Annotated in this window: 26 protein-coding genes; 12 read left to right on the top strand and 14 right to left on the bottom strand. The window is 65.2% G+C overall.

Features of this window, described 5'->3' with window-relative positions:
- Window positions 1-62 precede the first annotated feature (62 nt).
- The 5 genes from QA635_RS16495 (at window position 63) to QA635_RS16475 (ending at window position 4,270) form a co-directional block, all read left to right on the top strand.
- On the top strand, window positions 63-1,466 hold the full coding sequence (locus QA635_RS16495) for a carotenoid oxygenase family protein (RefSeq protein ID WP_283070346.1): 1,404 nt from the start codon (window positions 63-65) through the stop codon (window positions 1,464-1,466).
- 242 nt (window positions 1,467-1,708) lie between these two features.
- Window positions 1,709-2,284, top strand: a complete 576-nt coding sequence (locus QA635_RS16490) for a hypothetical protein (RefSeq protein WP_283071677.1) — start codon at window positions 1,709-1,711, stop codon at window positions 2,282-2,284.
- 50 nt (window positions 2,285-2,334) lie between these two features.
- Entirely contained in the window at window positions 2,335-2,889 is a 555-nt protein-coding gene (locus QA635_RS16485) for an inner membrane-spanning protein YciB (protein ID WP_283070344.1), read from the top strand.
- 119 nt (window positions 2,890-3,008) lie between these two features.
- The gene (locus QA635_RS16480; protein WP_021077922.1) at window positions 3,009-3,305 is read left to right on the top strand and encodes a hypothetical protein; all 297 of its coding nucleotides are present in this window, start codon (window positions 3,009-3,011) and stop codon (window positions 3,303-3,305) included.
- 20 nt (window positions 3,306-3,325) lie between these two features.
- Complete coding sequence (locus QA635_RS16475) at window positions 3,326-4,270, top strand: SH3 domain-containing protein (RefSeq protein ID WP_283070342.1); 945 nt, start codon at window positions 3,326-3,328, stop codon at window positions 4,268-4,270.
- Here QA635_RS16475 and QA635_RS16470 read toward each other — a convergent pair.
- Both QA635_RS16470 and QA635_RS16465 read right to left on the bottom strand, forming a co-directional pair.
- Complete coding sequence (locus QA635_RS16470) at window positions 4,267-4,938, bottom strand: DUF429 domain-containing protein (protein WP_283070340.1); 672 nt, start codon at window positions 4,936-4,938, stop codon at window positions 4,267-4,269. The genes QA635_RS16475 and QA635_RS16470 overlap by 4 nt on opposite strands.
- A 9-nt stretch (window positions 4,939-4,947) precedes the next feature.
- The gene (locus QA635_RS16465; RefSeq protein ID WP_283070338.1) at window positions 4,948-6,603 is read right to left on the bottom strand and encodes a fumarate hydratase; all 1,656 of its coding nucleotides are present in this window, start codon (window positions 6,601-6,603) and stop codon (window positions 4,948-4,950) included.
- Between the two features lie 231 nt (window positions 6,604-6,834).
- Here QA635_RS16465 and QA635_RS16460 point away from each other — a divergent pair, with 231 nt between their 5' ends.
- A complete protein-coding gene (locus QA635_RS16460) occupies window positions 6,835-7,152 on the top strand; it encodes a Kazal-type serine protease inhibitor family protein (RefSeq protein ID WP_283070337.1) in 318 nt (105 codons plus the stop codon).
- A gap of 103 nt (window positions 7,153-7,255) precedes the next feature.
- Complete coding sequence (locus QA635_RS16455; protein ID WP_283070336.1) at window positions 7,256-7,717, top strand: hypothetical protein; 462 nt, start codon at window positions 7,256-7,258, stop codon at window positions 7,715-7,717.
- Here QA635_RS16455 and QA635_RS16450 read toward each other — a convergent pair whose 3' ends face one another.
- Together QA635_RS16450 and QA635_RS16445 are read right to left on the bottom strand one after the other, a co-directional pair.
- The gene (locus tag QA635_RS16450) at window positions 7,718-8,158 is read right to left on the bottom strand and encodes an SRPBCC family protein (RefSeq protein WP_283070334.1); all 441 of its coding nucleotides are present in this window, start codon (window positions 8,156-8,158) and stop codon (window positions 7,718-7,720) included.
- Window positions 8,158-8,484: an ArsR/SmtB family transcription factor gene (locus tag QA635_RS16445; protein ID WP_028339820.1), complete on the bottom strand. Its 327-nt coding sequence runs from the start codon at window positions 8,482-8,484 to the stop codon at window positions 8,158-8,160. Before QA635_RS16445 ends, QA635_RS16450 begins: the two co-directional genes overlap by 1 nt.
- Before the next feature lie 146 nt (window positions 8,485-8,630).
- On the opposite strand from QA635_RS16445, the gene QA635_RS16440 reads away from it, so the two are divergent.
- Both QA635_RS16440 and QA635_RS16435 read left to right on the top strand, forming a co-directional pair.
- On the top strand, window positions 8,631-9,305 hold the full coding sequence (locus tag QA635_RS16440; protein ID WP_283070333.1) for a methyltransferase family protein: 675 nt from the start codon (window positions 8,631-8,633) through the stop codon (window positions 9,303-9,305).
- Window positions 9,306-9,314: 9 nt separating this feature from the next.
- A complete protein-coding gene (locus QA635_RS16435; protein ID WP_016844775.1) occupies window positions 9,315-9,674 on the top strand; it encodes a GFA family protein in 360 nt (119 codons plus the stop codon).
- A gap of 101 nt (window positions 9,675-9,775) precedes the next feature.
- Here QA635_RS16435 and QA635_RS16430 read toward each other — a convergent pair whose 3' ends face one another.
- Window positions 9,776-10,483 carry a glutathione S-transferase gene (locus QA635_RS16430; RefSeq protein WP_283070331.1) on the bottom strand — a complete coding sequence of 236 codons (708 nt, stop codon included), beginning with the start codon at window positions 10,481-10,483 and terminating at the stop codon, window positions 9,776-9,778.
- Window positions 10,484-10,635: 152 nt separating this feature from the next.
- Between QA635_RS16430 and QA635_RS16425 the strand changes: the two genes are divergently transcribed.
- Window positions 10,636-11,043: a DUF3606 domain-containing protein gene (locus QA635_RS16425; protein ID WP_050387701.1), complete on the top strand. Its 408-nt coding sequence runs from the start codon at window positions 10,636-10,638 to the stop codon at window positions 11,041-11,043.
- Window positions 11,044-11,162: 119 nt separating this feature from the next.
- Here the strand turns inward: QA635_RS16425 and QA635_RS16420 are convergent, their stop codons facing one another.
- From QA635_RS16420 to flgB, 9 genes are all read right to left on the bottom strand, one after another.
- A complete protein-coding gene (locus tag QA635_RS16420) occupies window positions 11,163-11,840 on the bottom strand; it encodes a hypothetical protein (protein ID WP_018272461.1) in 678 nt (225 codons plus the stop codon).
- Between the two features lie 151 nt (window positions 11,841-11,991).
- Entirely contained in the window at window positions 11,992-12,954 is a 963-nt protein-coding gene (locus tag QA635_RS16415) for a Tim44 domain-containing protein (protein ID WP_283070328.1), read from the bottom strand.
- A 242-nt stretch (window positions 12,955-13,196) separates the two neighbouring features.
- Entirely contained in the window at window positions 13,197-15,767 is a 2,571-nt protein-coding gene (gene cckA / locus QA635_RS16410) for a cell cycle histidine kinase CckA (protein ID WP_283071674.1), read from the bottom strand.
- Between the two features lie 142 nt (window positions 15,768-15,909).
- Entirely contained in the window at window positions 15,910-16,983 is a 1,074-nt protein-coding gene (gene flhB / locus QA635_RS16405; RefSeq protein WP_057018335.1) for a flagellar biosynthesis protein FlhB, read from the bottom strand.
- Window positions 16,984-16,994: 11 nt separating this feature from the next.
- Window positions 16,995-17,765 (bottom strand): flagellar biosynthetic protein FliR, encoded by a 771-nt coding sequence (gene fliR, locus QA635_RS16400; protein WP_016844767.1) that lies wholly within the window; start codon window positions 17,763-17,765, stop codon window positions 16,995-16,997.
- 18 nt (window positions 17,766-17,783) lie between these two features.
- Complete coding sequence (gene fliQ, locus QA635_RS16395) at window positions 17,784-18,047, bottom strand: flagellar biosynthesis protein FliQ (RefSeq protein WP_016844766.1); 264 nt, start codon at window positions 18,045-18,047, stop codon at window positions 17,784-17,786.
- A 146-nt stretch (window positions 18,048-18,193) separates the two neighbouring features.
- Window positions 18,194-18,505: a flagellar hook-basal body complex protein FliE gene (gene fliE / locus QA635_RS16390; protein WP_057018333.1), complete on the bottom strand. Its 312-nt coding sequence runs from the start codon at window positions 18,503-18,505 to the stop codon at window positions 18,194-18,196.
- Window positions 18,506-18,531: 26 nt separating this feature from the next.
- The gene (gene flgC, locus QA635_RS16385) at window positions 18,532-18,957 is read right to left on the bottom strand and encodes a flagellar basal body rod protein FlgC (protein WP_018272466.1); all 426 of its coding nucleotides are present in this window, start codon (window positions 18,955-18,957) and stop codon (window positions 18,532-18,534) included.
- A 39-nt stretch (window positions 18,958-18,996) separates the two neighbouring features.
- The gene (gene flgB, locus QA635_RS16380; RefSeq protein WP_028337153.1) at window positions 18,997-19,407 is read right to left on the bottom strand and encodes a flagellar basal body rod protein FlgB; all 411 of its coding nucleotides are present in this window, start codon (window positions 19,405-19,407) and stop codon (window positions 18,997-18,999) included.
- A gap of 359 nt (window positions 19,408-19,766) precedes the next feature.
- On the opposite strand from flgB, the gene QA635_RS16375 reads away from it, so the two are divergent.
- Window positions 19,767-20,708: a flagellar biosynthetic protein FliO gene (locus QA635_RS16375; protein ID WP_283070321.1), complete on the top strand. Its 942-nt coding sequence runs from the start codon at window positions 19,767-19,769 to the stop codon at window positions 20,706-20,708.
- The gene (fliP, locus tag QA635_RS16370; RefSeq protein WP_063709685.1) at window positions 20,705-21,457 is read left to right on the top strand and encodes a flagellar type III secretion system pore protein FliP; all 753 of its coding nucleotides are present in this window, start codon (window positions 20,705-20,707) and stop codon (window positions 21,455-21,457) included. The genes QA635_RS16375 and fliP overlap by 4 nt, the downstream gene beginning before the upstream one ends.
- The last annotated feature ends 48 nt before the right edge of the window (window positions 21,458-21,505 follow it).

Raw genomic sequence — 21,505 nt, 5'->3', positions numbered from 1 at the left:
CGGCGGCGTCATCCCTACTGATATCTTTACGATGTAAAGATCATAATACAGGGAGATGCGGAATGCTCGACCAGGTCACATCCAATGCGGCGCGCACCAATCTGGCGCCGATCCCATTCGAAGCCGACGCGCCGTTCCTGAAGATCTCGGGCGAATTGCCGCGCGGGCTGAACGGCACGCTCTATCGCAACGGCCCCAATCCGCAGTTCGAGGCGCCGGGTGCGCACTGGTTCGTCGGCGACGGCATGCTGCACGCCTTCCATCTCGAGAACGGCCGCGCCAGCTACCGCAACCGCTGGGTCCGCACGCCGAAATGGCAGGCCGAGCACGATGCCGGTCGCGCGCTGTTCGGCGGCTTCGGCCGCAAGATGCCGGATGCGCCGGCCACCACGACGACGGACGGCGGCGTCGCCAACACCAACATCATCTTCCATGGCGGCCGGCTGCTCGCGCTGGAGGAAGGCCATCTGCCGACCGAGATCGAGCCCGGCACGCTCAATCGCCTCGGCTATTGCGACTACAAGGGCGCGATCACAGGCCCGTTCACCGCGCATCCCAAGATCGATCCGGCGACCGGCGAGATGGTGTTCTTCGGCTACAACGCCGCGGGCCCGCTGACGCCGGCGCTGTCGTTCGGCGCGGTGAGCTCGTCCGGCGTGGTGACGCGGTTCGAACGCTTCGAGGCGCCCTATGCCAGCATGGTGCACGACTTCATCGTCACCGAGAATCATGTGCTGTTTCCGATCCTGCCGATCACCGGCAGCATGCAGCGCGCGATGCGCGGACAGGCGCCCTACGCCTGGGAGCCGGAGAAAGGCGCCTATGTCGGCGTCATGAAGCGCAGCGGCGCATCGAAGGACATCGTCTGGTTCCGCGCCGAGACCTGCTACGTTTTCCACGTCATGAACGCGTGGGAAGACGGCAACCGCATCATCGCCGACGTGATGCAGTTCGAGGAAGCGCCGCTGTTCAATCATCCCGACGGCTCGCCGACCGACCCGCGGAAAAACCGCGCGCGCTATTGCCGCTGGACCTTCGACCTCTCCGGCAACACCGACCGCTTCACGCAAACCTATCTCGACGACCTCACCGGCGAATTCCCCCGCGTCGACGATCGGCGCGCCGGATTTGCCAGCAATCACGGCTGGTACGCCTGCGCTAACCCAGATCTGCCGATGTTCGGTGCGCTGTCGGGCATCGTGCATGTCGACGGCCGCGGCAAGCGGCTCGGCCATTATCTGCTGCCCGCCGGCGACACGATCTCCGAGCCTGTGTTCGTCGAGCGCAGCGCTGACGCCGCGGAAGGCGACGGCTGGCTGCTCGCGGTGGTCTGGCGCGCCCGCGAAAACCGCAGCGACCTCGCCGTGTTCAACGCGCAAGATGTCGAAGCGGGCCCGACCGCGCTGGTCCATCTCGGCCACCGCGTGCCCGATGGATTCCACGGCAATTGGGTGGGGGCGGAGTAGCCAACGACCACCCCGGACGTCAGTGCGCCAACCTCTCCACGTGTCGTGCCCGGGCTTGTCCCGGGCATCCACGTCTTTGCCGCCGCCGACCGAAAACGAGCGGTCGCCACTTATGTTATTGGCAAACCTGGGGATTTTTCCATCACCTCACGATTTTGACACTGTAAAGATTTCGCTTGACGCCTCCGTTGCTCACCGCTAGGCTATCTTTACACTGTAAAGATAAGCCGATGAGGCTCACCATGACGATCTTCCTGATCCTCGCTCCCTACGGCGCCTTCGCCATGTTGATGCTGGTGACCTCGGCCACGGTGAGCCTGCTCAGTGCGGCCCTGATCTGCCTCGCCGTGATCGCGTTCGATGTCGCGCGCGGCCGCAGCATCAAGATCCTCGGCGTCGGTTCGGTCGTCATCTTCGCCGCGATCGGCTCCTACCTCACCTTCGTCGATGCGACGCTGAGCAGCACCGCGGTGAAGATCGCGGTCGATGCCGGCATCCTGCTGGTGTCGCTCGGCTCGATCATGATCGGCCGTCCCTTCACGCGGCAATATGCGCTGGAGCAGGTCGATGCCGAGACCGCGAAGCTGCCCGGCTTCCTCCATGCCAACTACCTGATCACCGGCGCCTGGACCGTGGCGATGCTGCTCATGCTGGTCGGCAACGTTGCGGTGCTTTACGTGCCGGCGCTGCCGCTGTGGACGGGCCTCTTGATCGCCTTCGCCGCACGCAATGCCGCGGTCGGCTTTACCCACTGGTATCCGCACTATCGCGCGGCCAAGGACGCGACGCCGCCGGCCGGCGCGCTGCCCTCACGCTAGACGCTAGCCTTCAGCACAACCATTATCCCGAGGAAACGGAAACCACGACGATGAAGAGCGTATTTGCCAGGCTTGCGAGCGACTTCCTCTCCACCATCGTCTTCCTGGTGGTCTATTTCGCCACCGACAATGTCCTGATCGCCACCGGCGTTGCGATCGCGGGCGCAATCGCGCAAGTGGTCTATGCGCGCGTCAAGCGACAGTCACTCGGCTACATGACCTGGGCGAGCCTTGGGCTGGTGATCGTGCTCGGCGGCGCGACGCTACTCACCAACGATCCGCGCTTCGTGCTGGCGAAGCCCGCGATCGGTCACATCGCGATCGGCGCGATCATGCTCAAGCGCGGCTGGATGCTGCGCTATCTGCCGCCGATCGTGACCGAGACGATTCCGGAATACGCCACCCTCGCCGGCTACGCCTGGGCCGGGCTGATGTTCATCCTCGCCGCCGGCACCATTGCGATCGCGACGACCGGCGACATGAAGCTCTGGGCATTCTACGTGTCGGTGGTGCTGGTCGGCGCCAAGATCGCCGCCTTCGCGATCCAGTATGTCGCCTTCCGCGTCCTGGTCGGAAGCCGGCTGCGCGCCGCCGCCCGCGCCTGATCGCCGCAGCCGCGAACTAGGCGCGCGCGGCAAGATGGGCTATACCCGCGCACGCGTTTTCTTCGCGCGAAACGGTAGCCATCTCGCTTGAAAGCGCCTTACCTGGAGGGGAGACATCAATGGCGGTGGACGGAAACTGGAATCTCACGATGACGACGCCGATGGGCGAGCGCAAGGCGACGCTGTCGCTGGCAAGCTCCGGCGGCACGCTCACCGGCACGCAGGGCGCCGAGGGCAATTCCACCGAAATCTTCGACGGCACCGTGAACGGCGACGACGTCGCCTGGAAGGTTTCCATCACCAACCCGATGCCGCTGACGCTCGAATTCACCGGCAAGGTCGCAGGCGACGGCATCTCCGGCGAGATGGGCATCGGCCCGATGGGCAGCTTCCCCTTCACCGGCACGCGGGCGTAACCGCAGCACGCGCACCACGCATGCGCATCCTGGCATCCGTTGCCGTCATGGCGTTATCAGCCACGACGGCTTCCGCACAGCAGGCAAGCGAAGCCGAACCGGCGTGGCGCGCGAGCGCGGTCGCGCTGGTGCCGGCCGGATATGTTGCGGGCACCTCTTCCAGCACGGATACCGCCGGCACCACCGGCTACCTCGCGGTCTATGCCGCGAGCGCGGACGACCCGAAGACGCCGGCAAGCGTCTTCGCGCCGCGTCAGATGATGGTCGTGACGCTCAGCAAGGATGGCACGCGCGCGCTGTCGGCCGAATTGAAGCCGCGCGGTCCCAGCGACATCGCGACCGGACATGCCGACGGGGCGGACAATGATTTTGCCGCGCGCCAGGCCGAGCTTGACGCGAAGCGAAACGCACTGCCCGGCGGGACCGAGCCGTGCGACCTTGGCGCCTGGTCGGAGGACAAGGACCTCGCGGGCCTCAACGTGCGCGCGGAGCCGTCGGCGAAGGCACGCGTGCTCGGCAAACTGCCGCCGCCCTACCATCTCAAGATGGGCGGGGCCGAGAACACGCCGGAGGGCGGCTGGCTCACCGAGTTTCGTATCATCGGCTTCAAGGACGGCTGGTTTCTGATCGAAGGCGCGATGCCGCCGGGCAAGGCCTATGAAGATGACAAGCGCTATCCGCGCAACGCGCCAAAGCCTTATGCCGGGCGCGGATGGGTTGCCGCCAACAAGGTCGGCGCGAGCTACGCCAACGGCTACACCCGCATGGGCGGGCTGTTCCAGGCGCCCTTCGTCGATGCCAAGTGGACGCCGGCGCTGCGCAAGCTCGGCGGTGAGCTCGATACCGACGATGGTCCGAAACGCATCCTCGCCTGCAGCGGGCACTGGGCGCTGGTGGAGAGCCATGACGGCGTGCGCGGCTGGTGGCGCAGCCTGTGCTCCAACCAGGTGACGAACTGCAGCTAGAACCAAATCTGCATCGGCAGATCGTGCGCGTCTCGCGGCGGCGCTTCGGGAACGCTTCCGCATGGTTCGCGCGCAGCCAGCGCCACTGCACACGCATCCAGCACATCGTCGCGCTTCGCGCCGGTGCCGATCCGCATCCAGGTGAGCCAGCGATCGATCCCGCGGAAGCCTGATCGCTTCAGCAGCCTGCAGCGGAGCGCATCGCCCTCCTCCGACTTCTTGCGCGGCAAGGGCTCGCCGCCGTTCAGCTGCAAGAACACCAGTTCGGGATGCACCTCGCGGACATCGCGCGTGGCGTTCGCGCGCACGAACGCGTCGACCTCCATGATCTTGTTGCCGAGATGCCAGAGCTGGCGCGACACACGGGTCTGGCCGCGGCGCAGTGCTTCCGCATTCGCGAGATCGGGATCGTCAAACTGCTGCCACAGCCAGCGCCGCGCGCCGGTGAAGACGCGCGAGGTGTGCGGGCGCAATCTTGCGCGCGCGAGAAGGTCGCAATCGCGCTCGCCGTCATCGGTCAGACCGATCGGGATATCGATCCCGGCGCGATCGAACGGACGCGAAAGCGCGTCCGCAATGTCGCGGTGAAAGGAAATCGTACGCTGGTCGCCGTCGATGGTGACGGCGACCCAGCCTTTGGAGAACCCGTCGAGGCCGACCGCGATCAACCCGGATCCTCAACCGAGATTCAATTCCTTGAAGAAGTCGTTGCCCTTGTCGTCGATGATGATGAAGGCCGGGAAATCGACCACCTCGATGCGCCAGATCGCTTCCATGCCGAGCTCGGGATACTCGACCACCTCGACCTTCTTGATGCAGTGCTCGGCGAGGTTCGCCGCGGCGCCGCCGATCGAGCCGAGATAGAAGCCGCCATGCTTCTTGCAGGCCTCGCGCACCGCGACCGCGCGGTTGCCCTTGGCGACCATCACCATCGAGCCGCCGGCCGCCTGGAACTGGTCGACGAAGGAATCCATGCGTCCCGCCGTGGTCGGGCCGAACGCGCCGGAGGCGTAGCCATCGGGCGTCTTGGCGGGACCGGCGTAGTAGACCGGATGGTTCTTGAAATAGTCGGGCAGCGGCTCGCCCTTCTCCAGCCGCTCGCGCAGCTTGGCATGCGCGGAGTCGCGCGCGACGATCATGGTGCCGGTCATCGAGACGCGGGTCTTGATCGGATATTGCGACAGCGTCGCCAGGATCTCCTTCATCGGCTTGTTGAGGTCGATCTTGACGACCTCGCCGCCAAGGGACTGCTCCACCGCAGGCAGATACTGCGCCGGGTTGTGCTCGAGCTCCTCGAGATAGACGCCATCCTTGGTGATCTTGCCGAGCACCTGGCGGTCCGCCGAGCAGGAGACGCCGAGCCCGATCGGCAGCGAGGCGCCGTGGCGCGGCATACGGATCACGCGCACGTCGTGGCAGAAATATTTGCCGCCGAACTGCGCGCCGACGCCGAGCGACTGCGTCATCTTGAGGATTTCCTGCTCCATCTCGAGATCGCGGAACGCATTGCCGTCGGCCGAGCCGTGGGCCGGAAGCGCGTCGAGATAGCGCGCCGAGGCGAGCTTCACGGTCTTCATGCAGAGCTCGGCCGAGGTGCCGCCGATCACGATCGCAAGGTGGTACGGGGGACACGCCGCGGTGCCGAGCGTCAGCACCTTCTCCTTCAGGAAGGCGAGCAGCCGGTCCTTGGTCAACACCGAGGGCGTCGCCTGGAACAGGAAGCTCTTGTTGGCCGAGCCGCCGCCCTTGGCCATGAACATGAACTTGTAGGCATCATCGCCCTCGGCGTAGATCTCGCACTGCGCCGGCATGTTGTTGGCGGTGTTCTTCTCCTCATACATCGACAAGGGAGCTACCTGCGAGTAGCGCAGATTGCGGCGCAGGTAGGCATCGCGCGCGCCTTCGGACAGCGCGGCCTCGTCGTCGCCGTCGGTGATGACGTTGCATCCCTTCTTGCCCATGATGATCGCGGTGCCGGTGTCCTGGCACATCGGCAGCACGCCGCCGGCCGCGATGTTGGCATTCTTCAGGAAGTCGAAGGCGACGAACTTGTCGTTGTCGCTGGCTTCCTTGTCCTCGAGGATCGAGCGGAGCTGCTTCAGGTGGCCCGGCCGCAGATAGTGGTTGATGTCGCCGAAGGCGGCCTCGGAAAGCGCGCGCAGCGCCTCCCGCGACACCACAAGCATGTCCTTGCCCAACACCTTCTCGACCCGGACGCCCTCGCTCGTCACCTTCTTGTAGGGCGTGGTGTCGGCACCAAGCGGGAACAGAGGCGTGTGCTTGTAGGGCGGAACGGGCTTCTGCTGGTCGGGAAAGGCTGAGGGGGCGTTCATGAGTTGCTCGTCGGTTTCGAAAGGCCGGTGCCGGCCGCGGGGCCGCCGGCAATGTAGAGCCGTTCTAAGCCTTTTTCCGACAAAGGAAAGGGAAGCGGGCCGCCTTCCAGCCATGCGCGGGACTGGCAATCCACGTGCTATGTTTCATGCCATCGTAATCCCAGGTTGCCACAACGCCGGCAAGCCGCGGAACGGCCAAGGAAACCATCAGGAAGCCATCAGGAGACCTTCATGAAGACAGCGCTTTTCGTCTGGTTCGCGGCGCTGGCCTTGTTGATCGCGATCCCGACCGGCGCCGATGCCGCCCGCCTCGGCAAGCCGTGCGGCGGCCTTGCCGGACTGCAATGCGGCAGTCGCGGCCAGTTCTGCCAGTTCAGGCCCGGGACCTGTGGCCGCTTCGACCAGACCGGCACCTGCGCGTTCCGCCCGACGATCTGCAACAAGATCTTCAAGCCCGTATGCGGCTGCGACGGCAAGACCTATGGCAATGATTGCGAGCGCCGGGCCGCTGGGGCTTCCAAAGCGCAGGACGGCAGGTGCGCGTCCTGACGTGGCCATATTGACGCGCTCCTCGGGAGCCTGCATGTAGCTTCGCGTACTTTCGTACCGCGGGGGGTATTTCGTGACAGCATCGTTGCGCCGACGCTTGCCTTTGAGCATCCGCTCCACTCTGCCGGCCGCGCTGATCGCGCTGGCGACGGTTTTCGTTGCAGCGCCTGCGCATGCCGATCCCTGCGTGGACATCGCCAAGCAGCTCGCCGGCCAGATCGACGGGCTGAAGGTGAATTTCAGCGCCGCCAACATCACCTACCTCACGCACCCGGCGGCGAAGGAATTGTCGCTCGGCTGCCGCGGCAAGGATTATTCGATCGAGCTCTACGCCAAGACCGATCGCAAGATGAAGTCGGAGTTCTTCAACCTGGTCGGCTCCGCCACGGCGCTGATCTTCACCGTGCCGAAGGACGACGCCGTCACCGGCACCTCGCGCTGCTTGAAGCGCATGGGCATCTTGCGCGGCAACACCATCACGATGCGCTATCGCCGCCTCAACCTCGAATGCACCCGCAACAAGACCGACGCCTCGATCACGGTTCGTCGCGGCAACAACGAGTGATCAGCCTTCGCTGGTGATGCGCGCGATGGCGTCGAGCACCCGGCCCCATCCCGGGCTCATCATGTCGAAGGCGAAGCGGTTGCCCGGCAGCACGAAGCCGTCATGCACCATCCGCAGATGGGTGCCGCCCTCGACCGGCGTCAGCGTCCAGGTGACGATCGTATCGAGCTTCGAGCCGTATTCCGGATTGGTATCAGCGCCGCCCTTCCAGGAGTAGCGCAACAGGCGCGGCGGATCGCAATCCAGCACCTCGCAATGCACGACACCGTCCCAGTCGCCCATCGGCTTGGTGTGGAAATTGAAGCGATGGCCAACGGCCGGCACGAAATCGTTCGGCATCAGCCATTTCGCGATCCGATCGCTCGTCGTCAGCGTCCGCCAGATCTTCTCGGCCGCGTAGGGCAGCATTTTCTCGACCGTGATCGCGTGCGTCTCACCCATCACTCACTCTCCTTCAACAGCCGTTCCAGATTTGCGAAGCGCTCGGCCCAGAACGTCTCGTAATGGCCGAGCCAGTCGATCAGCGGGCCGAGCCCCTTCGGCGCGATGCGATAATGGATATGGCGGCCCTCGCGCCGCTCGGCGACCAGCCCGGCGTCGCGCAGCGCGCGCAGATGTTGCGATACCGCCGGCTGCGACACCTTTGAACCCTGCACCAGGCCGGTCGCGGCGATCTCGCCTTCCCGCGCAATCCGCTCGAACACCGCCCGCCGCGTCGGGTCCGCGAGGGTCTTCAACACATCGGTCAGCTGCGTGGCGGCGGGCATGAAAATATATAAGCAATTGCTTATATGATTGTCAAGACAGTCGTGACGCTGGAACGTCTCGCCTGCTCCGAAAGTTGATCGCTGCGGTCGCATGTTTGCCGGGAAAACGGTGCGATAATATCGACTGGAATCGCGCGGAGCCGCTCATGATCGCAAAGCTCCTTCTGCAGAATACCTTCTTCGTCATCGCCATGGCCGTGCTGCTGTTTGCCTTCGCAGGTACGCTGCACTGGCCCGGCGCATGGGCCTATTTGATCGCCTCGGCCGTGATCGGCCCGGCCTGCGGGCTGTGGCTCGCCAAGGTCGATCCCGGGCTGCTGGCCGAGCGCATGCGCCTCACCGCGCGTGAAGGCCAGCCCACCGAGGACAAGCGGTTCATGCTGGTGTTCCTGGTCGTTGCCGTGCTGTGGTTCGTCGCGATGGGGCTCGACCGGCGCTTTGACGGCGTCAATGACGGCGTGCCGCTGATCGTGCTCGGGCTTGTGCTGTATCTGGTCTCGACCGTGGCGATCCTGTGGGTGTTCCGCACCAACTCGTTCGCCGCGCCGGTCGTGAAGGTGCAGACCGAGCGCGACCATCACGTCATCTCGACCGGTCCCTACGCGCTGGTCCGCCATCCGATGTATACGAGCGTGATGCTGTTCTTCATCGGCGTGCCGCTGACGCTCGGCTCCTGGTGGGGCCTCGCCTTCGTGCCGGTGTTCTTCGTGATGTTTGCGATCCGCACCCGGATCGAGGAGCGCGCGCTGGTGACGGGGTTGTCAGGCTACGCCGATTATGCGGCACGGGTGCGCTACCGCCTCGTGCCCGGGCTGTGGTGAGGGATCATCATGGCAGAAAGCAAGACCTACACCGGCGGTTGCCATTGCGGACAGGTCCGCTTCGAATGCACCACCGATATGGCCATGGTGACGGCCTGCAACTGCTCGATCTGCACCAAGAAGGGCCTCCACTTCGTGTTCATGCCGCCGTCGAGCTTCCAGCTTCGCGCCGGCGCCGAGAACCTCAAGGAATATCTCTTCAACCGCCATGCGATCCGCCATCAACTCTGCGTCGATTGCGGCGTCGACGTGTTCGCGCGCGGCAAGAAGCCCGACGGCACCGACATCGTGGCGCTGAATGTCAGCTGCATCGATGGCATCGATCTGTCGAAGATCGCGATGACGCCGGTGGATGGGCGGAGCCGGTAGCCTTCCACGCCGTCATTCCGGGGCACGCGGAGCGTGAACCCGGAATCCAGAGATTGTGGCGCGAGATTCCGGGTTCGCTTCGCGCCCCGGAATGACCGCGATCACAAATCCAGCGCCTTGTAGCGCCGGAAAATGCCCTCTTCGTTGAAAGGAATCCGCCGCTCGCTCGCCAGATACGTCTTGACGTTCGGCCGCTCGGCGACGCGATCGCGCAGCGCGATCAGCCGCTGGATCTTTTTCTCGAACGCCGCCATCCGCTTCGGAAAAGCGTAGCGCAGGCCTTCCACGATCTGGAACAGCGACAGGTCGGCGTAGGTCAGCCGGCGGCCGGTGACGAACGCACCGCGGTTGGCTTGCACGAGATCCTCGAAATAGCCGAGATATTTCGGCACCCGCGAATCCCAGAACTCCTCGGTGCGCTTCTTCGCCGGAGCCTTCTGGTCTTCGTAATACAGCGATGGCCCGAGCGGATGATGGGTGTCGTGGATCTCCACCACGAAGTCCGCGATCGTCAGCTGCAGCTGGTGCACCCAGAGCTTTCCGCCCTCCGCCTTCGGCGCCAGGCCGTGGCGCGCGCCGATATAGAGCAGGATGTTGGCGGTCTGCCCGATCACGAGACTGCCGGCCTTGAGGAACGGCGGCGCGAAGGGCGGCGTGCCCTTGTGTGCCTCCATCATCTTCGTCATGGCACCCATGCCGCCCTTGGCCCGCGCGATATCGGTGTAGCCGGCGCCCGCATCCTCGAGCGCGAGGCGGACATACTCGCCGCGGCCCTGGATCATCGGCCAGTAGTAAAGCTGATAGTGCATGCACTTACCTCCGAAAACTTCACCGCATCGGTTCGCTTCACCTCGATCGTAGCCACGCTGCGGTCAGATCGTCCATCGCGCACCGCTGCCTGTGCGAACCGCACAGAGGCTGCTAAGGTTCCAACGTCGAATCTTCGATGAAGGATCATCTTATGGCGGACAGCAAGAAGAAGCGGGGCGCGGCAGATCGCGCTCTGATCGCGTTGAGCGAGTCCTACGAAGTTGCGTACTGGTCCAAGAAGTTCAAGGTCACGCCGGCGAAGCTGAAGGCCGCGGTCAAGAAGGTCGGGCATTCCGCCAAGAAGGTGGAAGCCCATTTCAAGGAGCAGCGCCACAAGGCCGCCGACCGCGCGCGGATCGCGATCAGCGAGCCCTACGAGGTCCGCTACTGGTCGAAGAAGTTCAAGGTGACCCCTGCCCGGCTCAAGACCGCGGTCGCAGCCGTCGGACATTCCTCGAAGAAGGTCGAAGCCTATTTCGCGGCGAAGAAAAAAACCGCGAAGAAAAAGAAGGCTGCGAAGAAGACCGCAAAGAAGACCGTCAAGCGCAGGAAGAGCTGAGCGCGATCGCACTATCCCGTCATTGCGAGGCGCGAGGCGACGAAGCAATCCATCGCTCCGTGCGTACGGCAGGATGGATTGCGTCGGTGCGCCCGCAATGACGAAGCAGATGCGCTCTCTCAGTTCGCCGCGAAGCAGTACAGCAGGCCGTCGCCGCCGGTGCTCTTCAGGTCAGCCTGGGAGCAGCCGCCGTCGGGACCGCGCGAGGGATGCGACGTGTTCCAGGATTTTGACGGCTCGTCGTCGCGCAGGCCCTTGCGGTCGAAGTGCCCGAGCATGGCGGCGCCTTGTGTGCTGCTTGTCCAGTTCTTGCAGGTACGGTCCTCGCCGGCCGCAAATGCCGTACCGTCTGCTTGCGACCCCGTCAGCACGTCGTGGCGGTTCGGCGTGTCGCCGGCACCGTTGACGACCTCGCCCTTCTCGGACAGGGCGGTCTGCTTGGTGAGATTGTTGCCGGCGCTGTGCAGGTCGGCGACGTCCTTGGCGACCACGACGCCCTTTACATTCTTCCATGGTCCCTTGCCGATACGATCGCGCGCATTCTCCGCTGCCTTGCCGTCGGCCGCCTGGGTCGAGAGATAGGCGCGCCAGGTCTTCGGCGCACCGAAGCCGGCGGCCTGCGCCAGTGTCTGGCAATGATTGTCGGCGCCGGCGAGCCCGCCGAGATTGCCGCCGTTGCCGATGCCGTTGCTGGTCAGGAAGAAGCTGGTGTCGGCGGTCTGCGCCGCCGCCGGCGGCGCCGCCACGACGACGAACGCAAGACAGGCTGGAACCGCGATCTGCGCAACGATCTTCATCTCAATCCTCCCGATGGTTGTTATGGTCCGCTGAGATCAACCCGCAGGCCCTCTGGATATTCCGGCGCCGCGACATGTGAATGAATGCACAAAACAAAGGCGCCGCGGACCAGGCCGCGGCGCTTTGTATCTGTCATTCTCCGGCAACCGATCAGTTGGTCTGCTGGATCGCCGAAAGCTCCCAATTGCCGCCGCGTTGGCGCACGAAGGTCCAAACCTCAGTGACCTCCTCCGGCTGCGTGCCGCCGCTGACCTGACGGCCGGTGCCGCGCTCGAGCGTGGTGTCGACCAGCGAGTAGCGCATCGCGACCGTCGCATACTCGCTGTCGCCTTCGCGCCAGGCTTCCGCCAGATCGCCCTGCAGCAGCTTCACATTGGTCACCTTGTTGGTGACGTTGCGCGCCTTGTTCTCCTCGAGATCCTTCGAGAAGTACGACACCATCTCCGGCGTCGCGAGCGTGTGCAGCTTCGCGATGTCCTCGTTCGACCACGCGGTCTGGATGTCGCCCAGCAGCCGTTCGAACGTCTCATAGTCGCCAGGCGCGATCTCGACCGGCGCATTCGATCCGCCGCCGAGCCCGAAGCCGAAGCCCGAGCGGGCGTTCGCCTGCGGACCGGGGCCGACGTCGGGGCCACCCGCATAGGCGGCCGCCGGCGTGTTGCGGCGCTGCCACCACGACATCGCAAGGCGAACCACGAGCACGATCAGGCCGATCTGCAGCAAGAGGCCGAGCATCGACGACAGGCCGCCGAGACCCGAGAACAGCCCGCCGCCGAACAGCATGCCGAACAGGCCGGCGCCAAGGAAGCCCGCGGCCAGGCCGCCGAGCAGACCGCGGCCCATTCCGCCGCGACCGAACAGGCCGCCGGAATTCGCCGCCGCCGGCGAACCCATGTTCGGGCTACCAGGCTGGCTGAAGGTGCGGTTCATCGGCGCAACCGAGCCCGGCGCCGTGTTGGTCGAGGGCGGCGCGGAGAACGTCCGCGAGCCGCGCGAGCCGCCGCCACCAACGCGGGCGTCGGCCGCCGAAACGGTCATCATCACGGGCAGCGCCAGCGCCATCGCGACGGCGATCGCCCGAACAATTCCACGCGTGCGTTGCGAGAAATTCATGTTGGTTTCCTCAAAGGATTCCCCGGCATGGGGAAACGCCCCTAAGATGGGCAGGGCCGGTTAAAAGTGAAGCGGGAAACGGGAACCGCGGCTGCGGCCCTCGGTCGCGGAGATGTGACACTATGGTCCTTGTGGATGCGACGGCGCGTCCTACCGCGGGATGAGGCCCGGTTTCAACCGCAGTTACCGCGGAATTTCACCTCGCACTTGCGAGAAGTAAAGCCGGTTGCCGCGGCAACCGGCTAGTTCGCCGTCATGGTTTCCTTCACCGCGGCGACCAGCTGCGTCAACGTGAAGGGCTTCGGCAGGAACGCGAACTGCTGGTTCTCCGGCAGGCTCTTCTCGAACGCGTCCTCGGCATAGCCTGAGACGAAGATGATCTTCAGCTCCGCGTTGCGGCTGCGCATTTCCTTCAGCAGCGTCGGGCCGTCCATCTCCGGCATCACGACGTCGGAGACGACGAGATCGACGGCGCCGTTCTTCTCCTCGAACGCTTCCAGCGCCTCGACGCCGTTCGCCGCCTCGATCACGCTGTAGCCGCGCGAACGCAGGCCGCGCGCATTCAGTGAGCGCAGGCCGTCCTCGTCCTCCACCAGCAGGATGGTGCCCTGCCCGGTCAGATCCGGCTTCGGCTTGGCGGCTTCCGTGGCGGCGGCGGTTTCCTTGGCCGCACCGTTGCCGGCCTGGGCCTCCGGTGCGACCTCCTGCTGCTGGCGATGCCGCGGCAAATAGATCCGGAACGTGGTGCCGCCGCCCGGCACGGAATCGACATAGACGAAGCCGCCGGTCTGCTTGACGATGCCGTAGACCGTGGACAGGCCGAGGCCGGTTCCCTTGCCGACTTCCTTGGTCGAGAAGAACGGCTCGAAGATCTTGTCGATGATCTCGGCCGGAATGCCGGTGCCGGTGTCGGCGATCTCGATCTTCACATAGTCCGCCGCCGGCATGCCCTTGTTGGCGAGCTGGGCGGCCTCCTCGGTCGGCACATTGGCGGTGCGAATGATCAGCTTGCCGCCGTCAGGCATCGCGTCGCGCGCGTTGACCGCGAGATTGACCACCACCTGCTCGAACTGCGAGACGTCGACCTTCACCGGCCACAGGTCGCGGCCATGCACGAGGTCGAGCTTCACCTTCTCGCCGATCAGCCGGCGCAGCAGCATGGTGAGGTCGCTCAATGCATCGCCGAGATCGAGCACCTGCGGCCGCAGCGTCTGGCGGCGCGAGAATGCAAGCAACTGCCGCACCAGCGTCGCGGCGCGGGTGGCGTTCTGCTTGATCTGCATGATGTCCTGGAACGACGGGTCGGTCGGCTTGTGCGCGTTCAGCAGGAAGTCGTTGGCCATCATGATGGCCGACAGCACGTTGTTGAAGTCGTGCGCGATGCCGCCGGCGAGCTGGCCGACCATCTCCATCTTCTGCGACTGGTTGATCTGGTTTTCCAGCGCGCGCCGCTCGGTGGTCTCGAGCATGTAGACGATCGCGGTCTCGGCGTCGCGCTCATCCTTCTCGACGGTGGTGACGAAGAACTGGGCAAAGCGCTCCTTGGGCCCGTCGAGCATCACCTCGACCGGCGCGATGTCGCCCTGGCCCTCGGCCGCCTGGTTGATCGCGGCGATCAAGAGGCCGCGGTCGCGCGGATTGACCGCGCGGAAGATCGACTTGGCGGCGCCGCCGTCGCCGTTCAGGCCCTGCGCCAGCTTGGCATAGCGCGCATTGGCGCCGACCACATTGCCGCCGCGATCGACGGTCGCGATCGCCATCGGCGTATGGTCGAAGAAGCGCATGAAGCGCACCTCGGCGGCGCGCTCCGGATCGGAATGCTCGTCGCGGGCGCGGCTGATCACCAGCGTGCGCGACGCGCCCGCCGCGCCGTCGGCGCCGAAGGCGAGCTTGTGATAGAGCCGCACCGGCACGGTCTTGCCGCCGCGCATCCGCAGGTCGATGTCGAACACCTCGGTCTTGACCTCGCCCGGCACCGCCGCAATCGAAGTCAACAGCGCCGCGCCGTCGCCCGAGACGATGTCGGTCAGTTTCAGGCCGCCCGAGCCGATCTCGGCCAGATCGTAGTCCAGCCAATTGGCCAGCGTGGCGTTGACATAGGCGATCTCGCCGGCCGGATTGACCGAGAAGAAGCCGCATGGCGCGTGATCGAGATATTCAATCGCGTGCCGCAGCTCCTGGAACACGTCTTCCTGGCGCTCGCGGTCGCGGGTGACGTCGGCGATCGACCAAACCGCGTATTTCGCATCGCGCTTGCCCTCGCCGAGCGGGCGTACCCGCAGGCGCAGCCAGCGGCCCTGCCCGGCCTCGTGGCCGGCGACGCGGACCTCCTCCTGCTGCCGCTTGCCCTCGCGGGCGGCCTTCAAGAGGCGGAACACCGCCTCGGAGACGTCGGGGTTGCCGATGAAGACGCGCTCGACCGGACGGACGTCCTGCGGCCCGGCCGCGCCGGTCAGCGTGAGATAGGCGGCGTTGGAATAGACCACGTGGCCGCGGGAGTCCGTGACGACGAGCCCTTCCTGGGCCTGGTCGGCGATCCGCGCCATCACCGGATCATCGGTGGCGCGGTCGGAGAAGCGGATGATGCCGGCGGCAAGGGCGAACAGGTTGAACAGCCCGACCGTGGCGAGCAGCGCCAGCACGCCGAGGATATAGGGCTGCGCCTCGGTGCGGCCGATGGTCATCAGCCAGACCGCCACCGCGACGATTCCGGCGGCGATCAGGACCACCAGCAGGATGCTGCCGTTCCGCCGCGCTGGCCCGTGGGCCACGAACGGCTCGGTCACGGAAGGATCGTTGCTATCGGCGGTCATCTGGAGAGACATGGCTCGTCTGCATCACGAAGGCGACCGGCCGGCCACCTCGCCCCTGAGTGCCTGAATCGGACCCGAAAACGCAAGTCCAACAGGCGGCAATTTCGCAAGTTACGCGCATTTCAAGCGGGTTTTCCGCCCCTTACTGCCGCAGGCCGGACAGGCCGCGCCTCAGCCGCATCACGTAGCCGATGATTTCGGCAACCGCGTGATAGTGCTCGACCGGGATCTCCCGGTCGAGCTCGACCGTCGCATAGAGCGCCCGGGCCAGCGCCACGTTCTCCACGATCGGAATGTCGTGCTCCTTGGCGATCTCCCGGATCTTGAAGGCAAGATTGTCGACGCCCTTGGCGACGCAGATCGGCGCCGACATGCTGCGGTCGTAGGCCAGCGCCACCGAATAGTGGGTCGGGTTGGTGATGATCACCGAGGCCTTCGGAACCTGGGCCATCATACGCTTCTTGGCGCGCTGGACCCGCAATTGCTTGATCCTGCCCTTGACGTGCGGGTCGCCTTCCGACTGCTTGAACTCCTCCTTCATCTCCTGCAGCGACATCTTGTGACGCTCGTACCAGGTCCGGTACTGGAAGAAGTAGTCGGCGATAGCGACCGCAGCGAGGATGGCGACCACCGCCGCCAACAGGTGCACCGTCATGCCGGTGATGGCGGGCAGCAGCTCGGCCGGATCGACCCGCAGGAAGGATTCCATCCGCATCCGGTCGGGCCACAGCACCGCGACCATCACGGCGCCGAGCGCAATCAGCTTGAACAGGCCCTTCAGGAAATTCGCCACCGCCTGCTTGCCGAACAGCCGCTTGAAGCCGGCCGCCGGCGAGATCTTGGAGAATTTCGGCTTCAGCTGCTCACCCGACCACACCAGCTGATGCTGCACCATGTTGCCCGCGATCGCGGCCAGCGCCAGCAACAGGAACGGCACGCCGATCGCGGCGACCACCGCGTAGCCGAGCGACTGTGTCAGCGCCAGCAGGCCGGCGCCGTCGGTGCGGATCATCCATGAATTGGCGATCAGGTTGCGCAGCGGCATCAAGATGCCGCTGCCGATCGAGCCCGAGAAGGTCGACAGCACCAAGGTGCCGCCGGCGATCACGAACCAGGTGTTGACCTCCTGGCTCTTGGCAACGTCACCTTTCTCGAGGGCTTCATCGAGACGTTTTTGCGTAGGGTCTTCTGTTTTGTCTTCGGTATCGTCCGCCACTGCTTCTCCCCCTAATTCATCGGAGCGAGCTGGCGCATGACGCCGAGGAAATAGTCGAGATAGGTGTTCATCATCGCGGCGAGCACGACGCCGAAGATCAGGAACCCGACCATGATCGAGAGCGGCACGCCGACGAAATAGACCTGCATCTGCGGCATCAGCCGCGCCAGCACGCCAAGCCCGATGTTGAAGACCAGGCCGAACACCAGGAACGGCGCGGACAGCTGCAGGCCGATCTTGAAGGCGGCGGAGAAGGCCGAGGTCGCAAGCGCTGCGACATCGCCGGTCGGCATGATCTCGCCCGGCGAGAAAATGCGGTAGCTCTCGCTCAGCGCCGCAATGACGAGATAGTGGCTGTCGGTCGCAAACAGCAGCGTGAGGCCGAGGATGGTGAGGAAGTTGCCGATGATCTGGCCCTGCTGCCCCTGGGTCGGATCGACCGCGGTGACGAAGCCGAGGCCGAGCTGCTGCGCGATCACGGAGCCCGCGACGTTGAGCGCCGACAACGTCACCCGCGCGGTCGCGCCGAGCACGATGCCGATGATGAGCTCATGCACCATCAGGACGCCGAGCGAGGAGATCGACGTCAGGTCGACATGATAGGCGTTGCGATGCAGGGGGAGGATGATCAGCGTCAGCAATAGCGCAATCGACAGCTTGACCCGCGCCGGGATGTTGCTCTCGCCGAAACCGGGCAGCAGCATCACCATCGCGCCCACGCGCGCGAAGACCAGCACGAAGATCGCGGCCAGCGCCGGCAGCAGGGAGACATCGATGCGCATGACTGCGGCATTAGTGCATCAACCGCCGATGATTCGCGATGAAATCCGCATCATGTGGCTACTGAGCGAGTCCGCCATGAACGGCAGCGCCAGCAGCAATGTGACGAAGATCGCGAGGATCTTCGGCACGAAGATCAGGGTCTGTTCCTGGATCTGCGTCAGCGCCTGGAACAGCGACACCACGACGCCGACCACGAGGCCGACCACCATCAGGGGCGACGACACCACCACGATGGTCCAGATCGCATCGCGCGCCACGTCGAGGGTTTCGGGGCCGGTCATTGTTGAGTTCTCGCTGTCAGTTGTTTGCACCGTCGTTCCGGGGTCGATGCAAAGCATCGAACCCGGAACCTCGAGATCTTTGATGTGCAATTGCACATCTGAGGCTCGATGCTGCGCATCGCCCCGGGATGACGTCGCAAGCGACGTCAGATCGGCATCTTCATGATGTCTTCATAGGCCTGGATCACGCGGTCGCGCACCGAGACCAGCGTCGATACCGCAACGTCGGTGTCGGCGACCGCCGTCACCACATCCATCACGTTCGCCTTGCCCGAGGTCATCGCCATGGTCTGCGCGTCGGATTTCTTGCCCGCCTCCAGGACGCTGCCGACGGAGTCCTTCAGCAGCGCACTGAAGGATGGGCCGGCGACGGCCTGCCCGGCCTTCTCGGCGCCGCCGCGCTCCATCATCTTGGCGAGGTTGGCGTAGGCGTTGGCGGCGACTGTCGGTGAAGCCATGATTTACGTTCCCTGTTCTTGTTGCGTCAGGACTTGAGGATGTCGAGCGTGCGCTGGATCATCCGCCGCGTCGCGCTGATGATGTTGAGGTTGGCCTCGTAGGAGCGCTGGGCGTCGCGCATGTCGGTCATTTCGACCATCGCATTGACGTTCGGATATTTGACGTTGCCCGAGGCGTCCGCCGCCGGATTGCCCGGCTCGTGCTTGACCCGGAACGAAGACTGGTCGGGGCGGATCCGGCCCAGCGCCACGACCTGGGCGTCGAGCGTGCGATCGAGCGTGGAGGAGAAGGTCGGCACCTTGCGGCGGTAGGGATCGCCGCCCGCGGTCTGCGCCGTCGAATCGGCATTGGCGATATTTTCCGAGATCACCCGCATGCGCCCCGCCTGCGCCCGCAGGCCTGAGGTTGCGATGCTCATCGAGCGGGCGAAATCGCTTGTTCCATCTGCCATGGGATCCTCCTGCCGCCGTCAGGCGGGCTAACCCTTGCTCTAGCCCTTGCCGATCGCAGTCTTCAGCAGATGCAGGCTGCGGCTGTAGAGCGAGGTGACGGCCGCATAGTCCATCTGGTTGGCCGACACTTTCAGCATCTGCTCCTCGAGATTGACCGCGTTACCGGCCGGACGGGTCTGGAACCCGCTCTTGCCGCGATCGTTGTCGAAGCTGTCGGGCGCGCCGGACGCCGCCATGTGGGTGGCGCTGGTCTGCATCATCGGCAGCGTCCCCACGCCGCCGCCGACCGTGGCGCCGGCCCGGTCGAACTTCGGCTCGACCAGGTCGCGCGGCCGGAAGTTCGGCGTGTCGGAATTGGAAATGTTCTCGGCGAGCACCCGCTGGCGCTCCTGGTGCCACTGCATCTTGGTGCGCAACGCCGACAGGATCGGGAGATCGTTCATGGCCATCGCCGCGGCTCCGTTAACCTCTGGGCTCTTCCGAGGTAGGCAGAATTTGCCCGGTGTATGGTTAACGGGTGGTTAAAATGCCGGACGGATCCGTGGAGAACGCCGCAACTGCAGCCTGCGAGCGCATTTTCGCCACGAATGCTGCGTTAACCAGCACAAACCAAGACAGCGTGGGGCGCTGAGAAGTCGTTTTGGGACAAGCGATTCTTGGTTTATTAATAGAACAGTGGGCTGCAAGCCGCTGGGAATTAAGAAATAAGGCGAATCTCGGGCGCGATTCGCTGCGCAAACCGCACCTATCAATCCGCGCCCGTTGATGGCGAAAGCTGAGGAAGGCCAAGATGGCCGGGGACTCCAATATGCAGGTCATTACATTCGTCTTGGCATTCGTTGTCGTGCTGGCGCTGATCGGCGTGACCGCATGGCTCGTCCGCCGCTTCGCCGGAAACCGCCTCGGGGCCAACGCCAACCGAGGACGCATGCCGCGCCTGGCGGTGATCGACGCTGCCGCCGTCGACGGGCGGCGCCGCCTGGTGCTGGTCCGCCGCGACAATATCGAGCATCTCCTGATGATCGGCGGCCCCACCGATATCGTCGTCGAGCCGAATATCGTCCGCGCGATGCCCGCGCGCGATCAAATGTCGACCCGCCCCGCGGTCGCAGCCGATGCCGCGCCGCCGCGCGTGGCGCCGCTTCCGGATGCAGCCTGGAACGAGAGCGAAGCCGCCCGCTCCGACAATTTCGACCTTCCCGAGCCGGAGCTGCCGCCGCGTCAGACGCGGCCCTCCTTCGCCGACGAGCTACGCCGGCCCCCGCCGCCGATCGCCGAGCGTCGCAGCGATCCGCTCGCGGGCTTCACGCCCGAACGCGGCGAGCCGCGGCCCGATCCGATGCCGCCACGCCTGCCGCCGCGCTCCGAGCCGGTCGTCCCGCGTCCGCCGCGTGCCGCCGAGCCGCCGAAGGCACCGCCACCGCTGCGCACAACCGAGCGCGCCGTGACGCCGCCGCCACCGCCTCCCCAGGCACCGCCGCCGGCTGCAACGCAGGCGCCTCCGGCTCCGCCGCCTCCATCGAACGCCGACGCCAATCTCGCCGAGATGGCGCAACGGCTCGAAGCGGCGCTGCGCCGCCCGACCGGCGCCGGCGAGACCGTCGCGCCGCCGGTTGCGCCGGAGGCGCCGCCGGCGCGCCCGCAGCGCAACGAGCCGCCCGCCCCGCCCGCCGGCGGACAGAAGAGCGGGTTCGAGAATCTCGAGGACGAGATGGCCTCGCTGCTCGGCCGACCGAAGAATCCTTCGTGAGACCAGGGGCAGTCCCGCGTAGAGTTTTTTTCATCGCTGTCCTGATCGCCGCCGGATCCCTCGCTGATCCGGCGATGGCGCAGGATATCAGCATCAATCTCGGCGGCGGCAATGGCGGCGTGACCGAGCGCGCGATCCAGCTGATTGCGCTGCTGACGGTGCTGTCGATCGCGCCGTCGATCCTGATCATGATGACGTCGTTCACGCGCATCGTGGTCGTGCTGTCGCTGCTGCGCACCGCGCTCGGCACCGCCACCGCGCCGCCGAACTCGGTGATGATCGCGCTTGCGATGTTCCTCACCGCCTTCGTGATGGGGCCGGTGCTGCAGAAATCCTATGACGACGGCATCAAGCCGCTGGTCGCCAACCAGATCGGCGTTGAGGACGCGTTGCAGCGCGCCTCGGTCCCCTTGCGCGGCTTCATGCAGAAGAACGTGCGCGAGAAGGATTTGAAGCTGTTCATGGACCTCTCCGGCGAGCCGCCGCCGGCGACGCCGGAGGAGATGTCGCTGCGCATCCTGGTGCCGGCCTTCATGATCTCCGAGCTGAAACGCGCCTTCGAGATCGGCTTCCTGCTGTTCCTGCCGTTTTTGATCATCGACCTCGTGGTCGCCTCGGTCCTGATGTCGATGGGCATGATGATGCTGCCACCGGTGGTGGTCTCGCTGCCGTTCAAGCTGATCTTCTTCGTGCTGGTCGACGGCTGGGCCCTGGTCGCCGGCAGCCTGGTGCAGAGTTACGGGGGGTAGCGCCCTGCGAAACATTCATGGCCCGTCAGCTGGATCGGCCACACCGTT

Origin of the sequence: Bradyrhizobium brasilense (genome assembly GCF_029714345.1) — a bacterium.
Lineage (GTDB): Bacteria > Pseudomonadota > Alphaproteobacteria > Rhizobiales > Xanthobacteraceae > Bradyrhizobium > Bradyrhizobium australafricanum.
Note: the sequence above shows the minus strand (reverse complement) of the source record. Positions and strands in the feature narration are given on the sequence as shown.

Bases quoted from the DNA above. Each gene is read 5' to 3' on its own strand.
- fliR (WP_016844767.1), bottom strand. From the start codon at position 17,765: ATGCGCATCGATGTCTCCCTGCTGCCGGCGCTGGCCGCGATCTTCGTG.
- QA635_RS16460 (WP_283070337.1), top strand. From the start codon at position 6,835: ATGAAGACAGCGCTTTTCGTCTGGTTCGCGGCGCTGGCCTTGTTGATC.
- QA635_RS16450 (WP_283070334.1), bottom strand. From the start codon at position 8,158: ATGGGTGAGACGCACGCGATCACGGTCGAGAAAATGCTGCCCTACGCG.
- cckA (WP_283071674.1), bottom strand. From the start codon at position 15,767: ATGACCGCCGATAGCAACGATCCTTCCGTGACCGAGCCGTTCGTGGCC.
- QA635_RS16415 (WP_283070328.1), bottom strand. From the start codon at position 12,954: ATGAATTTCTCGCAACGCACGCGTGGAATTGTTCGGGCGATCGCCGTC.
- fliE (WP_057018333.1), bottom strand. From the start codon at position 18,505: ATGGCTTCACCGACAGTCGCCGCCAACGCCTACGCCAACCTCGCCAAG.
- QA635_RS16485 (WP_283070344.1), top strand. From the start codon at position 2,335: ATGAAGAGCGTATTTGCCAGGCTTGCGAGCGACTTCCTCTCCACCATC.
- QA635_RS16465 (WP_283070338.1), bottom strand. From the start codon at position 6,603: ATGAACGCCCCCTCAGCCTTTCCCGACCAGCAGAAGCCCGTTCCGCCC.
- QA635_RS16480 (WP_021077922.1), top strand. From the start codon at position 3,009: ATGGCGGTGGACGGAAACTGGAATCTCACGATGACGACGCCGATGGGC.
- QA635_RS16425 (WP_050387701.1), top strand. From the start codon at position 10,636: ATGGCGGACAGCAAGAAGAAGCGGGGCGCGGCAGATCGCGCTCTGATC.
- QA635_RS16475 (WP_283070342.1), top strand. From the start codon at position 3,326: ATGCGCATCCTGGCATCCGTTGCCGTCATGGCGTTATCAGCCACGACG.
- QA635_RS16435 (WP_016844775.1), top strand. From the start codon at position 9,315: ATGGCAGAAAGCAAGACCTACACCGGCGGTTGCCATTGCGGACAGGTC.
- QA635_RS16445 (WP_028339820.1), bottom strand. From the start codon at position 8,484: ATGCCCGCCGCCACGCAGCTGACCGATGTGTTGAAGACCCTCGCGGAC.
- flgB (WP_028337153.1), bottom strand. From the start codon at position 19,407: ATGGCCATGAACGATCTCCCGATCCTGTCGGCGTTGCGCACCAAGATG.
- QA635_RS16420 (WP_018272461.1), bottom strand. From the start codon at position 11,840: ATGAAGATCGTTGCGCAGATCGCGGTTCCAGCCTGTCTTGCGTTCGTC.
- QA635_RS16440 (WP_283070333.1), top strand. From the start codon at position 8,631: ATGATCGCAAAGCTCCTTCTGCAGAATACCTTCTTCGTCATCGCCATG.
- fliQ (WP_016844766.1), bottom strand. From the start codon at position 18,047: ATGACCGGCCCCGAAACCCTCGACGTGGCGCGCGATGCGATCTGGACC.
- flgC (WP_018272466.1), bottom strand. From the start codon at position 18,957: ATGGCAGATGGAACAAGCGATTTCGCCCGCTCGATGAGCATCGCAACC.
- QA635_RS16430 (WP_283070331.1), bottom strand. From the start codon at position 10,483: ATGCACTATCAGCTTTACTACTGGCCGATGATCCAGGGCCGCGGCGAG.
- QA635_RS16375 (WP_283070321.1), top strand. From the start codon at position 19,767: ATGCAGGTCATTACATTCGTCTTGGCATTCGTTGTCGTGCTGGCGCTG.
- QA635_RS16490 (WP_283071677.1), top strand. From the start codon at position 1,709: ATGACGATCTTCCTGATCCTCGCTCCCTACGGCGCCTTCGCCATGTTG.
- QA635_RS16495 (WP_283070346.1), top strand. From the start codon at position 63: ATGCTCGACCAGGTCACATCCAATGCGGCGCGCACCAATCTGGCGCCG.